Here is a 14,136-nt window from a genome sequence, read left to right as displayed (position 1 = left end):
GGCGTCAGGCCCGCTCCGCCGCCTTCGCCGCATCCCACAGCCCGTCCATCTCGGCCAGATCGCTCTGCTCCGGCGACCGCCCATCCTTCGCCAGTTCCGCCTCGATAAACCCGAACCGCCGCACGAATTTCGCATTGGCCCCGCGCAGGGCGTCCTCCGGCTCGACCCCCAGTTTCCGCGCCAGATTGGCGACCACGAACAGCAGGTCGCCGACCTCGTCGCGCGCCTTGTCCAGATCCCCGGCGGCGATCTCGACGCGCAGTTCCGCGACCTCCTCATCCAGCTTGTCGAAGACTTCGTCGGTCGAGGGCCAGTCGAAGCCGACGCGGGCGGCGCGCTTGGTCAGTTTCGCGGCCCGCGCCAGCGCCGGAAGGCCGACGGGGACGTCGTCCAGCACGCCATGCTGCGCCTTGGCCACGCGTTCGGCGGCCTTGATGTCCTCCCAGCGGGCCTTCTGGGTCGTCCCGTCGGGCCGCGCGGCCTCATCCCCGAAGACGTGCGGGTGGCGGCGTTCGAGTTTGTCGGCGATGGCGTTGGCCACGTCGTCGAAGGCGAACAGCCCCTGTTCCTCGGCCATGCGGGCATGGAAGACAGTCTGGAACAGCAGGTCGCCGAGCTCGGACTTCAGCTCGTCCATGTCGCCGCGCTCAATGGCGTCGGCGACCTCATAGGCCTCCTCGATCGTATAGGGGGCGATGGTGGCGAAGGTCTGCTCCACGTCCCACGGACAGCCGCCGACCGGGTCGCGCAGCTTCGCCATGATGCCGATCACGCGATCGATGGGCTTCATGTGGGGTCCGAAACTGCGGCGGCGGCCATCTCTGCGTCGCGCACCGCCAGAGCGGCCCTGACTTCCTCCTGCCGGGCCTTGTCGATGGGAAAGCGACGGATAATCAGAGAACTGGCCACAAGCATGAGGATAGGCAGGATGACGAACAGGCCGCTGAGGGTGTTGAGAGCCATCGGGGTGTTTGTCGCGCCTGTGGCCTGCTGGAACCCGACCCACGCCAGAGGCAGCAGAACCACGGTCGATAGGGCCGTGCCCAGCTTGTTGGTCAGGGTCATCAGGGCGAACAGCATGGCGGAGCGGTCCTCGCCGCTTTCGAGCCGCTCCTCATCGCCGATGTCGGCCATCATGGCCCGGATCAGAATCTGGCCGGCCGGGAAGGGCAGGCCGACCAGCAACATACTGGCCACCGCAATTGGAAATGATCCGACGGGCGCGGCCCAGACGCCGACGTAGGCTGCCGCATAGACCAGGCCGGCCACCGCCAACGCCCGGTGTTTGCCCAGCCTGAGCGCCGCCCAGCTCCACAACGGCGAGCCCACCAGCCCGGCGGCGAAATAGGCGAAGATGAGAAGATTGGCCTGCCCGCCATCCATGCCCTTCACCGAGGTGAAGTAGAACAGGGCCAGGGCGCCGGTGATGCCGGGGGCCAGGCCGTAGAGCAGGTCGGTCAGCATCAGCCGCCGGATCGAGGCCAGCTTGAAGAAGGCGAAATAGTCCTTGATCGTCGCGTGGCACTCGCCGACGACGCGCGGCTCGGGAACGTACTTCACCGCCACGGCGATGGTGATCGGCAGCAGGAAGACGATGAACATGCCCATGGCCGCCACGCCCTGCGCTTCGGTCCCGCCGCGCGCGGCCACAATGACGGGCAACAGCAGGACCAGCAGGATGCCGACGACATTGCCGAACTGCCACCAGCCGTAAACGCGGCTGCGCTCGTTGTAGTTGGTCGACAGCACTGCGGCCCACGAGGTCTGGGCCAGCACGACGATCGAAAACGCGACGTAGATGCCGACCAGACAGACCGCCAGCAACGGCAAGCTGGCTCCCGGCGGCGGCATGAAACAGAGCCAGGTGGCGATCATCAGCATCAGGCCGCCGCCGATGATCCATGGCTTGAAGCGGCCGATCCGCGTGCGGGTCTTGTCGATCCACATGCCGATGAAAGGGTCGGCGCCGATGTCGAGAATGCGTGCGACAAAGAAGATGGCGGTGATCGATGCCAGCGGCAGCTCAAGGCTACGCGCGAAGAAGGTCGGCAGGTGAACGATCAGCGGCAGCCCCAGGGCGGCGAACGGCAGGGATGGGCCCGCGAAGGCCGCCAAGATCCAGTTGCTTCGCTTCGGCGTTGAAGGGGTCGGGGCGGCGTCGGTCATGCGGGCGTCCGGCGATCCGGCCCTGAGTCGGCCGTGGTCCCACCATGCCAGTTTTCCGTTCGACGGACATGGGCGGGGGGGATGTCGTCGTTATCGCGGATGTCGCCCTTGTCGTCCCGGCATTGTCGCGGTTGTCTCGCCCCAATTGTATCGGGCCGATTCCATCCTTCGCGGGGAGTTCTCGCCACCGCCTTTGCGCGCGCCACGCGAGCCGTCCCCCAGCTGGTTCTGGTGCAACGTGAAGGGCCTTGCGGTGGACACAGAGGTGGGCTCAGCTTGCGCCATGCCGATACGCCTGCTTTTGCTGCTGATCAGCGCCTTCGTGACCGTGCTGGTCGCGGGGCCGGCAAGGGCCCAGGCCGAGTTCTGCGACCGCCAGGTCGAGGACTGGGGCGGCCCGGCCCTCGCCAACGGCATCTCGCTTTACACGCTGGAATGGGCGCCGTTCGGTTCGGCCGAATGGGGCTGGGAGACCTATGTCCCTCTGATGCAGCAGGAACTGGGCACGAGCTGCGCCGCCAGCTCCCCGGTCTTCGCGCGTCGGCTGGCCGACTTCCAAACCACGCATCAGCTGCCATCGACCGGCATCTTCGACCAGCCCACCTTTCAGACCTTCCGCGGCCTGTGGCAGGAGCGTCGGCCCTTCATCATGGCCCGGGTCCGCGAGGAGCCCTGTCCCGAGCCGCCGCCGCTGTACCAGCTGGGCTATCTGGTGGCCTCGGAAGAACACGCAGACCGCCTGACCCGGCTGCTGCGGCGCGATGTGCTGGAGGCCTACCGCCGGCTGGTCGCGGCCGCTCGGGCCGAGGTTCCCGAGGTCGGCAGTGATCCGGAGCTGCTGCAGATATTCTCCGGCTTCCGCGACCCCGAGGCCGACGCGGCCCGGTGCGCGGCGGCGGGCAATTGCGATGGTCTGCGCCGCGCGATCTGTTCGCCGCACCGCACCGGGACGGCGGTGGATCTCTATGTCGGCCGGATCGTCGGCCTCGGCGTGGACGACACCTCGCCCGCCAGCCGCTTGCACATGAGCCGGGGCGCGACCTATCGCTGGCTGGTCAGGAACGCCGGGCGGTTCGGCTTCGTCCCCTATGCGTTCGAGCCTTGGCACTGGGAGTGGGTCAGTCCGGCGAACGGCTATGCCGGACCCCCGCCGCCGTCTTGATCCGGCCCCTAACCGAGGCCGAGCGGGTGCTGGCGGCTGAGGCTTTCAGCGACTCCCTCATCCTCGATCCCATTCGCTTCCTGCCCGCGCCCTGGCCCTTCGACCGCGCCTTCGTGCCGGGGCGCTGGTTCGGACGGGACTGGATCGTCTGGCCGCGACAGACTTTGCCGCCGGACCTCGCGGAGGCGCCGCTGCGGCTCCAGGCCATGCTGATCCACGAACTGACCCACGTCTGGCAGGCCCAGCAGGGGGTCAATCTGCTGACCGGCAAGATCAGCGCCGGAGACCGGCCATCGTCCTATGAATATCCCGTCGGCATGGACTGCGACTGGGGCGGGCTGAACATCGAGCAGCAGGCCATGGTGGTCGAGCATCGCTTTCGGCTGTCGCGGGGGCAGGCTGTGCCGGCGGATCAGGCCTTCTATGACCGGGTCTGCCCGCTTGGCCGACGGGCCGACGCCTGACGGCTTGAAAGCGACATCCGTCGACCCAAATTGGAAACAGACACTGTGCCCCATTGCCGGAAACGAGGCCCCCATGCGCCAACCCGCGATCTTCTTCGGCCATGGCTCACCGATGAACGCCCTCGGAGGCTCATATGCTGACGCCTGGCGCGCGCTGGGCGCGGCGATCGGCAAGCCGAGGGGCCTGGTGATGGTCTCCGCTCACTGGGAGACGAGGGGTTTGGCTGTCACCGCTCAGCCGAAACCGGAAACTATCCACGATTTTGGTGGGTTCCCCGACGAACTGCATGCGATGCAGTATCCGGCGCCGGGCTCGCCCGAGCTGGCGGCGCGGGTCTCGGACCTCACCGGCGCCACAGCCACCACCCAGTGGGGACTTGATCACGGAACCTGGTCGGTGCTGGCCCATGTCTGGCCCGAGGCCGATGTGCCGGTGGTTCAGTTGTCGCTGGACCTTAGCCTCGACGCGCGCGGCCACCATGACCTTGCGAAGCGACTTGCGCCGCTGCGCGATGAAGGGGTGATCATCGCCGGCTCGGGCGACTTCGTGCACAATCTGCGCACCTGGAAACGGGCCGGAGGCGAGGCATATCCTTGGGCGTCAGACTTCAATGAGGCGGTCAAGGCGGCCTTGCTGCGCGGCGACGATGACGCCCTGATTGACTGGGTCAGTCTGGCCAAGGACGGCCAGCTCAGCGTGCCGAGCGACGAACACTATCTGCCGCTGCTCTACGTCGCCGCCCAACGCGGGCCGGGCGACGAGGTGAGCTTCTTCAACGATGTCATCGAGGGCGGTTCGATCTCGATGACGGGGGTGCGGATCGGTCAGGCGCTTACGCCTTCCTGCACCTGACGGCGTCGATGCTCCAGGGTCCGGCGGGCGGCGGCCATGGCGCACTGAAACAGAATCTGTGTCAGATCGGCCGTCCGGTTCAGGCGGCTTTTTCCAGCTCGGCCATTTGCTGGATGCGGACATAGTCGGTCTTGCCGGTGCCCAGCACCGGCACTTCGGCCACGCGCATGATCTTCTTGGGCACGGCCAGTTCGGGGGCGCCGTGGCTGCGGGCCCATTCGGCCAGGCGGGCGACGTCAGCGTCCCGGCGGTCCGTGACCAGCACAAGCTTCTCGCCCTTGCGGCTGTCCGGGATGGAGACGACGGCGTGCCGCGCATCGGGCCACACCGCGCTGGCAAGACCCTCGACCGCGGTCAGGGACACCATCTCGCCCCCGATCTTGGCGAACCGCTTCACCCGACCGAGGATCGAGACATAGCCGTCCTTGTCGATATCGACGATGTCGCCCGTGTCATGCCAACCCCCGGCCAGCGGTTCGACGCTCTCGGGATCTTCGGCAGACAAATAGCCCTTCATGACGTTGGGTCCGCGGAGGAACAGCCGCCCGCCGTCGGGGATGCCGTCGACCGGGTCGATGCGCCATTCCATGCCCGGCATCATCTGGCCGACCGTGCCTGGCCGGTTGCGGTCGGGATGGTTCACCGCCACGACCGGCGCCGCTTCGGTCGCGCCGTAGCCCTCCAGCAGCTTGAGGCCATGGAAGCGGGTATTGAACAGGTGATGGGTCTCGGGACGAACCTTCTCGGCCCCGGCGACAACAAACTGCAGGGTGGCGAAGTCGTCGGGCGCGGCGACGCGGGCGTACTGGTTCAGGAAGGTGTCGGTGGCGAACAGGATCGACGCCTTCACGTCCGGCAGCAGTTCGACGATCTGTTTGGCGTGCAGCGGCGACGGATACTGGAACGCCTTCATCCCGTGCAGGATGGGCAACAGCACCCCGCCGGTCAGGCCGAAACAGTGGAAGGTCGGCAGGGGATTGAACATCACCCACTCGGGCTTCAGCGCGATATGCTGGGCCACCTGACGGCAGTTGGCGACGAGGTTCCACTGGCTCAGAACCACGCCCTTCGGCGCGCCGAAACTGCCCGAGGTGAACAGCACCACGCCCGGCGATGACGGGTCGGTCCTCACCCGGAACCGTCTGGGCATTAGCCCGGCCATCAGGCCGTACAGCTTGTCCGGCAGGCCGATGGTCTGGCGTACGTCGTCCAGCCAGACGATCTCGGCTTCCGTGGCCAGATCGTCCAGAAGATCCTCGAGCTTGGCCTGGGTCACGAACCGCCTGGCGCAGAGAATCTTCTTCACACCGGCGGCCTTGATCGCCGCCTTGATGTTGGCCTGGCCCGAGGTGAAGTTGAGCATCACCGGCACCCGGCCATGGGCGTGCAGGCCGCAGAAGGTGACCACGACGCCCGCGCTTGCCGGCAGCAGGATGCCGACGCGCTCAGACGGTTCGGTCATCGCAGCGATCTTGCGCCCGAGTACGAAGGAGGCGCGGATCAGCCCGGTGTAGGTCAGCGGCTTGCGATCAATATCCTCAAGGATTTCCTTGTCGCCGAACCTGTCGCGAGCGGCGATCAGGCTGTCGAAAATGGTCTGTTCGCCGTCCTTGGCATCCAGGGGTACGCGCAAGTCCATCCTCCGTGCGGATGCGGTTGTCCCGCGCCCTTTGTCTTTCGGCATCCAGACTAGAACCGCCGCGACCCCTTGAAAAGGTGCGTTACGCTGCGTGAACCGGGGGGCCGCCTTGCCTTCGCCGTGCGGAAGGACGACATAGCGGTTTCGCACAGCCCGGAGCCCGCGTCGCCTTGGTCACGCTGATCGACACCCTGACGAAGACGACGCCAAAGGACTCTGGCTCACTGCGTCACCCCGAGAAGCAGAACCGACCCGAGACGGCGGTGCTGAAGAAGCCCGACTGGCTGCGCGTCAAGGCACCCGGTTCGGGCCAGTACAACGCAACCAAAGCTATCGTGAAGGACAAGGGCCTCGTCACTGTCTGCGAGGAAGCGGCCTGCCCCAATATCGGCGAGTGCTGGAGCCAGAAGCACGCCACCCTGATGATAATGGGCGACACCTGCACCCGGGCCTGCGCCTTCTGCAACGTCAAGACCGGCCTGCCCCAGCCACTGGACCCGGAAGAGCCGGGCAAGGTCGGCCTGGCGGTCGCTCAGCTGGGTCTGAACCACGTCGTCATCACCAGCGTCGACCGGGACGACGTCTCGGATGGCGGCGCCGCCCATTTCGCCGAGGTGGTGCGTCAGATCCGGCTGCAGGCGCCGAACACCACCATCGAAATCCTGACGCCCGACTTCCTGCGCAAGGACGGGGCCGCCGAGGTGATGATCGACGCGACACCGGACGTGTTCAACCATAACCTCGAGACTGTGCCGCGGCTGTATCTGAAGATCCGGCCCGGAGCCCGCTACTTCCACAGCCTGCGCCTGCTGCAGATGGTCAAGGAGCGCGACCCCAACCAGTTCACCAAGTCCGGCATCATGGTCGGCCTGGGCGAGACCCGCGAAGAGGTCATGCAGGTGATGGACGACATGCGCTCCGCCGGCGTCGACTTCATCACCATCGGCCAGTACCTGCAGCCGACCCGCAAGCATGCCGCCATCGAGCGGTTCGTCACGCCGGAAGAGTTCAAGGCCTATGAGGCCATCGCCCGGGCCAAGGGCTTCCTGATGGTGTCGTCCTCGCCCCTGACCCGCAGCTCGCACCACGCCGGGGATGATTTCGCGCGGCTGAGGGCGGCGCGGCTGGCGCAGACGGGACGGTGAGCCGCGCTTGGCCGTCCACCGGGTCACCAAAATCCTGCCCTATGCGCCCGATCAACTGGCCGCGCTGGTGGCCGACGTGCGCGCCTATCCCGAGTTCGTGCCCTGGGTTACCGCCATGCGGACCTGGAGTCCCCGCGAGGAGGCCCCCGGCGTCAGCCTGATCGACGCTGAGGCCGCCGTCGGCTTCTCCTTCCTGAAGGAGCGATTCTCGACCTGGGTCCGGCATGACCGGAACCGCGACATGGTCGAGGTCGGCCTGATCCGGGGGCCGTTCAGGCACCTGAAGAACCGCTGGGAGTTCTTCCCCGATCCGGCGGGGACGCGGGTGGAATTCATGATCGACTTCGCCTTCAAATCGCGGCTGTTGGACGGCATGCTGCACGCCAATTTCGACCGCGCCGTCAGCAAGCTGATGGGCTGTTTCGAGGTGCGGGCGGCTCAACTCTACGGACCGAGGACGTGAGTTTCGATTTCGACGCAACGGTGGTGGGCGCCGGCGCGGTCGGCCTCGCCTGCGGGCGGGCGCTGGCGAAGCGGGGCCTGTCGGTGCTGGTGCTGGAGAAGGAGCCCCACATCGGTCAGGGCGTGTCCTCGCGCAATTCCGAAGTCATCCACGGCGGCCTCTACTATCCGACCGGCTCGCTGAAGGCGCGGTTCTGCGTCGAGGGGCGGCGGGCGCTTTACGCCTTCCTCGAAAGCCGCAAGATCGACCACCGCAAATGCGGCAAGCTGGTCGTGGCCACCGAAGCGGCCGAGGTCGATCGGATCGAGGCCATCTTCCGGCAGGCGACGACGAACGGCGTCGAGGGGCTCGAACATCTGACCGGCGCGCAGGCCCGGGCGCTGGAGCCGGCGCTGAACGCCCATGCCGCCATCCTGTCGCCCGAGAGCGGCGTCTTCGACAGCCACGGCTATATGCTGGCCCTGCAGGGCGAGGTCGAGGACGCCGGCGGGTCGGTGGTGGTCTCCACGCCTTTCGAGCGGGCGACGCCTCTGCCCGGCGGGGGTTTCACGATCACCGCTGGAGGTGAGGCCGGCGCTACGCTCACCACCCGCCTGTTGGTCACGTCGCCGGGCCTCGCGTCCCAGACGGTGGCCGCCCGGATCGAGGGCTATCCCGCCGACCGCATCCCCGCCGGTCATTTCGGCAAGGGGGTCTATTTCCGTCTCACCGGCAAGGCGCCGTTCGACCGGCTGATCTATCCGCCCCCGATCGCCGGGGCGCTGGGCACCCACTATCGCAAGGATCTGGGCGGACAGGCCGTGTTCGGGCCGGACCTCGTCTTCGTCGAGACCGAGGACTATTCCGTCGATCCCACCAAGGCCGACGAGTTCGCCCACTACATCCGCCGCTTCTGGCCGGGTCTGCCCGATGACGCCCTGACCCCCGACTACGCCGGCATCCGGCCCAAGCTGCACGGGCCGGGCGATGTTCAGCCGGATTTCCAGCTGCACGGCCGCGAGGTCCACGGGCTGGACGGCCTGGTCGCCCTGTTCGGCATCGAAAGCCCGGGCCTGACCAGCTCGCTTGCGATCGGCGAGGCGGTCAGCGACATGCTGATCCATGACTGAGATCGACATTCGCGACGCCGTCCCGGCCGACATCCCCGCGCTCCATGCCCTGATCGAGAGCGCCTATCGCGGCGAGGCCTCGCGCGCCGGGTGGACGACGGAAGCCGATCTGCTGGACGGCCAGCGCACCGATCCGGACGATCTGGCCGGCATTCTCGCCGACCCGAAACAGGCCTTGCTGACCGCGTGGCGCGGCGGGGGTCTGGTCGGCTGCGTCCTGATCGCCGACCGGGGCGAGGGGACAGGCTATTTCGGCATGCTGTCGATCAGCCCGACCCTGCAGGGCGGCGGCCTCGGCCGCCACCTGGTTGAGGCGGCTCACGCTGCGTTGGCTGACCGTTTCGGCGCCCGCCGTGTGCGGATCTCCGTCTTTCCGCAGCGCGAGACCCTGGTCGGCTGGTACGGGCGGCTCGGCTACCGGCTGACCGGACACACTCTGCCGTTTCCCTACGACGACCCCCGTTTTGGACTGCCCAAGCGTGACGACCTGTATTTCGTCGTCATGGAACGCGAGCTGGGCTGAGCCGGTGGAGATCCGTACCCCTCGCCTGATCCTGCGCTCCGCCCGGCCGGACGATCTGGAGGCGATGCACGCCGTCCTGTCGGACCCGCGCGCCACCCGCTGGTGGTCGACGCCGCCGCACGAGACACTGGGGCAGACCCGGGCCTGGCTGGATGGAATGATCTCCAACGGTCCCGCCCATCCGGACTTCGTCATCGAGCTGGACGGTCGGGTCGTCGGCAAGGCCGGCTTCTGGCGCCTGCCGGAGGTCGGCTATATCCTGCATCCCGACTGCTGGGGGCAGGGGCTGGCGGCCGAGGCCGTCGGGGCCGCCATCGACCATGTCTTCCAGACCCCGGACGTCGATACCATGACCGCCGACGTCGATCCCGAGAACGCCGCCTCGATTCGGCTGCTGGAGCGACTGGGCTTCATGCCCACGGGCTCGGGCGAGCGCACCTGGAATGTCGGCGGGGTCTGGAAGGACAGCCTCTACTACGGCCTGACGCGTGCGGATCGGGCGGCGATGACGGCGGGACAAGCTCCCGCTTGAACTCCGGGCCGGGTTGAGGCATAAGCCCGCCCTCGCTGGCGGCTCTCCCCATTCTTTCCGGGGCAAGGGGGCCGCCGCTGTTGTTTTCGCGCCCTAACCGGCGCCGCCCTCTAAGAAGATTGAGACGGACATGGCCGTTCCGAAGCGCAAAGTATCGCCCTCGCGTCGCAACATGCGCCGCTCGCACGACTCGCTGGGCTCCAACCCGCACGTCGAGGACAAGGACACGGGCGAGCTGCGCCGCTCGCACCACATCGACCTGAAGACCGGCACCTATCGCGGCCGCCAGGTCCTGACGCCCAAGGACGACTAGGCTCTCAGGGCCTCGAGCCCGGCCAGCACGAAGCGAAGCGCAGGCCGAGCCGGAAAATTAACTGCATGACGGCGCGCGGTTCACCGCGCGCCGTTTTTGTGCGCTGATGCTCCGAACTGAAGGAGCGCTCGCCATGATCCGCCGCCTGTTGCTGACCACCGCCGTCCTCGCCCTCGCCGCCTGCGGAGCGCCCGATCCGGAGCCGGCCCCGGCGCCCCAGCCCGCCCCGCCGCCCGCCGCCCCGCCCGCCGCGGACGTATTGACGGCTCAGGGTTTCGGCCCCCTGCGCATCGGCATGACCCGGACCGAGGTCGAGACGGCCCTGGGAGCCGATTCCAACCCCGACGCGGTCGGCGGCCCTGATCCCGCGTCCTGCGACATCTTCCACCCCGCGCGGGCGCCGCAAGGCATGATGGTCATGGTCGAGGACGGCCTCCTGACCAGCATCTGGCTGAGCGCCGGTTCGACCCTCAAGACCGACCGCGGGTTTGGCGTCGGCGACACGGCCACGGCGATCAAGGCCGGCTATGGGCCGACGGCGACCGCATCGCCGCACAAATACTCTGAGGCACCCGCCGAATACATCACCACCTGGAGCGTCGGCGGCGCGCCCGGCGATGTCCAGAACCCCGCGGCGCGCGGTATTTCCTATCACATCGGCACGGACGGGCGAGCCGAGCATGTGGCCGTCGGCGGGCCGAGCATCCAGTATGTCGAGGGTTGCGCCTGATCTCTGACGCCGGACGGTTGGCGATTCGGCGGAGGCTGCGCTAAACCCCGCCGACTCCCGACAGCAGAGCGCTCCCATGACCGACATCGCCGACATCGTCGCCCGCCAGATTCTCGACAGCCGCGGCAATCCGACGGTCGAGGTTGATGTCATTCTGGACGATGGCAGCTTCGGCCGCGCCGCCGTGCCCTCGGGCGCCTCGACCGGCGCCCATGAGGCGGTCGAGCTGCGTGACGGCGACAAGGATCTGTGGGGCGGCAAGGGCGTCGGCAAGGCCGTCGACAACGTCAACGGCGAGATATTCGACGCCCTCTCCGGCATGGACGCCGAGGACCAGCGCCGCATCGACGAGGCCCTGATCGCCCTGGACGGTACGGAGAACAAGGGCCGGCTGGGGGCCAACGCCATCCTCGGCGTGTCCCTCGCCTGCGCCAAGGCCAGCGCGATCTCGTCCGGCTTGCCGCTGCACCGCTATCTGGGCGGTGTCTCGGCCCGCATTCTGCCTACGCCGATGATGAACATCATCAATGGCGGGGCCCATGCCGACAATCCGATCGACATCCAGGAGTTCATGATCCTGCCGACCGGCGCGGACAGCTTTTCCGAAGCCCTGCGCATGGGCTCGGAAATCTTCCATGCCCTGCGCAAACAGCTGAAGGACGCCGGCCACAACACCAACGTCGGCGACGAGGGTGGTTTCGCTCCCAACCTGGCCTCGGCCGAGGAGGCGCTGAGCTTCATCACCCGCGCCGGACAGGCCGCCGGCTATCTGGCCGGTGAGGATTTCCACCTCGGTCTCGACGTCGCGGCCACGGAGTTCTTCAAGGACGGCAAATACGTCATGGCCGGGGAGGGCAAGACGCTGGAGGCCGACGCCATGGTCAATTATCTGGCTGACCTTTGCGAACGCTTCCCTATCGTATCGATCGAGGACGGCTGCGCCGAGGACGATTTCGACGGCTGGCGCCTGCTGACCGAACGTCTGGGCGACCGCTGCCAGATCGTCGGCGACGACCTGTTCGTCACCAATCCGGCGCGTCTGGCTGCCGGGATCGGCGAAGGACTGGCTAATTCAATTCTGATAAAGGTCAATCAGATCGGCACCTTGTCAGAAACTCTTGACGCCGTGGATATGGCGCACCGCGCCGGCTACACCGCCGTGATGAGCCATCGTTCGGGCGAGACCGAGGATTCGACCATCGCCGACCTGGCGGTCGCGACCAACTGCGGACAGATCAAGACGGGCTCGCTGGCCCGCTCGGACCGTACGGCGAAATACAACCAGCTGCTCCGCATCGAGGAGATGCTGGGTGATCAGGGCGCCTATTTCGGCGACGGCATGCTGCTGAATCGTTAGCAATCGCTCCGTGAATTGACGCCTTCTGCCCACTTGCTCCGGCGAGTGTCCGGCAGCAGGGCGACACCGCGCCAGCCGGACTCTCGGCGGACGAATGGGCCAGCCCAGCAACGTCGATGCGTCGGCGCCAAATCTCACCGCCAAGCTACGGTTCGTTAGGCATTTTCGGTCAGAACTCCTCAATCAAGAGTTCACGCTCAGAAGGAGCGTCCTTAGTGCCCGAACGGATGAAGCCGTATTTCCCCTCCGCCATATTGCTGATGCTCGTCGTCTATCTGGGCGTGCAGGCCTTGACGGGTCAGCGCGGTCTGCTGAGCGGACATGAGCGTGATTCGCTGATGGTGCGGCGCGAGGCGCAGCTGTCCGGCATCATGGAGCAGCGGCGTGATCTCGAGGTCCGCGTCCGCTATCTGCGTACTGACAGCCTGTCGCGCGATCTGCTGGAAGAGCGGGCTCGCGCCGTTCTCGGCTTCGCGGACCCGCGGGACTATGTCATCCGGGTCTCGGCGCCGGCCGCGGAGGGCCCTTCCACGCCGGCGGCGTGAACTTTCGTTACATCGCCTGAGCCGGCTTTGCCTTTCGGGAACGAAGGCTGCTAAAGCCCCTTTCCGTAACGACAAGAGGCCCTGACTCTGTGGGCCCAGCCGGGAGATGACGGATGGCGAAAGCCCCCGCCGCGAAGACGACGTCCAAGAAGATTCCCAACACCCCGGCGGCCTCGAAGGAGGACCTGCTGCGCTTCTATCGCGAGATGGTGCTGATCCGCCGTTTCGAGGAGCGCGCGGGCCAGCTGTACGGCATGGGGCTGATCGGGGGCTTCTGCCACCTGTACATCGGCCAGGAGGCCGTGGCGGTGGGGGTGCAGGAAAGCGTCCGCCAGGGCCATGACAAGATCATCACCGGCTATCGCGATCACGGCCATATGCTGTGCGCGGGCATGGACCCGAAAGAGGTCATGGCCGAGCTGACCGGTCGCATCGGCGGCTCGTCCAAGGGCAAGGGCGGGTCGATGCATATGTTCGACACCGCCACCGGCTTCTACGGCGGCCATGGCATCGTCGGGGCGCAGGTGGCGCTGGGCACCGGCCTGGCCTTCGCCGGCCGCTACCGCGGCGACGACAGCGTGGCCTTCATCTATTTCGGCGACGGAGCGGCCAACCAGGGCCAGGTCTATGAGAGCTTCAACATGGCCCAGCTGTGGAAGCTGCCGGCCATCTACATCATCGAGAACAACCAGTACGCCATGGGCACGAGCATCGAACGCTCGTCGTCCACGACCCAGCTGAGCGAGCGGGGCTCCAGCTTCGGCATTCCCGGCGAACAGGTCGACGGCATGGACGTGCTGGCCGTGCGCGATGCTGTGGCCCGGGCGGTCAAGCGTGCGCGCGAGGGCGGCGGCCCCTTCATCCTGGAAATGAAGACCTATCGCTATCGCGGCCACTCGATGTCGGATCCGGCCAAGTACCGGGCCAAGGAAGAGGTCGACGAGGTCAAGAAGACCCGCGACCCCATCGACCACGTCAAGATGCTGCTGGATCAGGCCGGCGCGACCGAGGACGACCTCAAGGCCATCGACGCCGAGATCAAGACCATCGTCGCCGAGGCCGTCCAGTTCGCCCAGGAAAGCCCGGAGCCGGACGCGTCCGAGCTCTACACCGACGTTTACGTGGAGGCGTAGGC

General features: G+C 67.0%; 16 protein-coding genes. 13 read left to right on the top strand and 3 right to left on the bottom strand.

Going from position 1 to position 14,136, the window contains the following annotated elements; translation table 11 throughout:
• Positions 1-4: 4 nt before the first annotated feature.
• Positions 5-790, bottom strand: a complete 786-nt coding sequence (gene mazG / locus Q8K49_RS05050; protein ID WP_305304532.1) for a nucleoside triphosphate pyrophosphohydrolase — start codon at positions 788-790, stop codon at positions 5-7.
• Complete coding sequence (locus Q8K49_RS05045; protein ID WP_305304531.1) at positions 787-2,166, bottom strand: MFS transporter; 1,380 nt, start codon at positions 2,164-2,166, stop codon at positions 787-789. Before Q8K49_RS05045 ends, mazG begins: the two co-directional genes overlap by 4 nt.
• 283 nt (positions 2,167-2,449) lie before the next feature.
• Between Q8K49_RS05045 and Q8K49_RS05040 the strand changes: the two genes are divergently transcribed.
• The 3 genes from Q8K49_RS05040 (at position 2,450) to ygiD (ending at position 4,645) form a co-directional block, all read left to right on the top strand.
• On the top strand, positions 2,450-3,328 hold the full coding sequence (locus tag Q8K49_RS05040) for a D-alanyl-D-alanine carboxypeptidase family protein (protein WP_305304530.1): 879 nt from the start codon (positions 2,450-2,452) through the stop codon (positions 3,326-3,328).
• Positions 3,325-3,792: a hypothetical protein gene (locus tag Q8K49_RS05035; RefSeq protein WP_305304528.1), complete on the top strand. Its 468-nt coding sequence runs from the start codon at positions 3,325-3,327 to the stop codon at positions 3,790-3,792. Before Q8K49_RS05040 ends, Q8K49_RS05035 begins: the two co-directional genes overlap by 4 nt.
• Before the next feature lie 73 nt (positions 3,793-3,865).
• Complete coding sequence (ygiD, locus tag Q8K49_RS05030; RefSeq protein WP_305304527.1) at positions 3,866-4,645, top strand: 4,5-DOPA dioxygenase extradiol; 780 nt, start codon at positions 3,866-3,868, stop codon at positions 4,643-4,645.
• Positions 4,646-4,724: 79 nt separating this feature from the next.
• On the opposite strand, the gene Q8K49_RS05025 is transcribed toward ygiD, so the two are convergent.
• The gene (locus tag Q8K49_RS05025; RefSeq protein ID WP_305304525.1) at positions 4,725-6,284 is read right to left on the bottom strand and encodes an AMP-binding protein; all 1,560 of its coding nucleotides are present in this window, start codon (positions 6,282-6,284) and stop codon (positions 4,725-4,727) included.
• Between the two features lie 170 nt (positions 6,285-6,454).
• On the opposite strand from Q8K49_RS05025, the gene lipA reads away from it, so the two are divergent.
• The 10 genes from lipA to pdhA all read left to right on the top strand — a co-directional run bounded on the left by lipA (position 6,455) and on the right by pdhA (position 14,134).
• Entirely contained in the window at positions 6,455-7,429 is a 975-nt protein-coding gene (gene lipA, locus Q8K49_RS05020) for a lipoyl synthase (RefSeq protein WP_305304524.1), read from the top strand.
• Positions 7,430-7,436: 7 nt separating this feature from the next.
• A complete protein-coding gene (locus Q8K49_RS05015) occupies positions 7,437-7,892 on the top strand; it encodes a type II toxin-antitoxin system RatA family toxin (protein WP_305304523.1) in 456 nt (151 codons plus the stop codon).
• On the top strand, positions 7,889-9,001 hold the full coding sequence (locus Q8K49_RS05010; protein ID WP_305304522.1) for an NAD(P)/FAD-dependent oxidoreductase: 1,113 nt from the start codon (positions 7,889-7,891) through the stop codon (positions 8,999-9,001). Before Q8K49_RS05015 ends, Q8K49_RS05010 begins: the two co-directional genes overlap by 4 nt.
• Positions 8,994-9,524 carry a GNAT family N-acetyltransferase gene (locus Q8K49_RS05005; RefSeq protein WP_305304521.1) on the top strand — a complete coding sequence of 177 codons (531 nt, stop codon included), beginning with the start codon at positions 8,994-8,996 and terminating at the stop codon, positions 9,522-9,524. The genes Q8K49_RS05010 and Q8K49_RS05005 overlap by 8 nt, the downstream gene beginning before the upstream one ends.
• Positions 9,525-9,528: 4 nt before the next feature.
• Positions 9,529-10,056: a GNAT family N-acetyltransferase gene (locus tag Q8K49_RS05000; RefSeq protein ID WP_305304520.1), complete on the top strand. Its 528-nt coding sequence runs from the start codon at positions 9,529-9,531 to the stop codon at positions 10,054-10,056.
• Between the two features lie 130 nt (positions 10,057-10,186).
• Positions 10,187-10,369, top strand: coding sequence for a 50S ribosomal protein L32 (gene rpmF / locus Q8K49_RS04995; protein ID WP_305304519.1), 183 nt, complete (start codon positions 10,187-10,189; stop codon positions 10,367-10,369).
• 133 nt (positions 10,370-10,502) lie between these two features.
• The gene (locus tag Q8K49_RS04990) at positions 10,503-11,099 is read left to right on the top strand and encodes a hypothetical protein (RefSeq protein WP_305304517.1); all 597 of its coding nucleotides are present in this window, start codon (positions 10,503-10,505) and stop codon (positions 11,097-11,099) included.
• Positions 11,100-11,175: 76 nt separating this feature from the next.
• The gene (gene eno / locus Q8K49_RS04985; protein WP_305304516.1) at positions 11,176-12,456 is read left to right on the top strand and encodes a phosphopyruvate hydratase; all 1,281 of its coding nucleotides are present in this window, start codon (positions 11,176-11,178) and stop codon (positions 12,454-12,456) included.
• A 227-nt stretch (positions 12,457-12,683) separates the two neighbouring features.
• Complete coding sequence (locus Q8K49_RS04980; RefSeq protein WP_370867731.1) at positions 12,684-13,001, top strand: septum formation initiator family protein; 318 nt, start codon at positions 12,684-12,686, stop codon at positions 12,999-13,001.
• 113 nt (positions 13,002-13,114) lie between these two features.
• Positions 13,115-14,134 carry a pyruvate dehydrogenase (acetyl-transferring) E1 component subunit alpha gene (gene pdhA, locus Q8K49_RS04975; RefSeq protein ID WP_305304512.1) on the top strand — a complete coding sequence of 340 codons (1,020 nt, stop codon included), beginning with the start codon at positions 13,115-13,117 and terminating at the stop codon, positions 14,132-14,134.
• Positions 14,135-14,136: the final 2 nt, after the last annotated feature.

Source organism: Brevundimonas sp. (assembly GCF_030682035.1).
Classification (GTDB): Bacteria; Pseudomonadota; Alphaproteobacteria; order Caulobacterales; family Caulobacteraceae; genus Brevundimonas.
The sequence above is the reverse complement of the archived record's forward strand: the minus strand, read 5'-3'. Positions and strand labels throughout refer to the sequence as shown.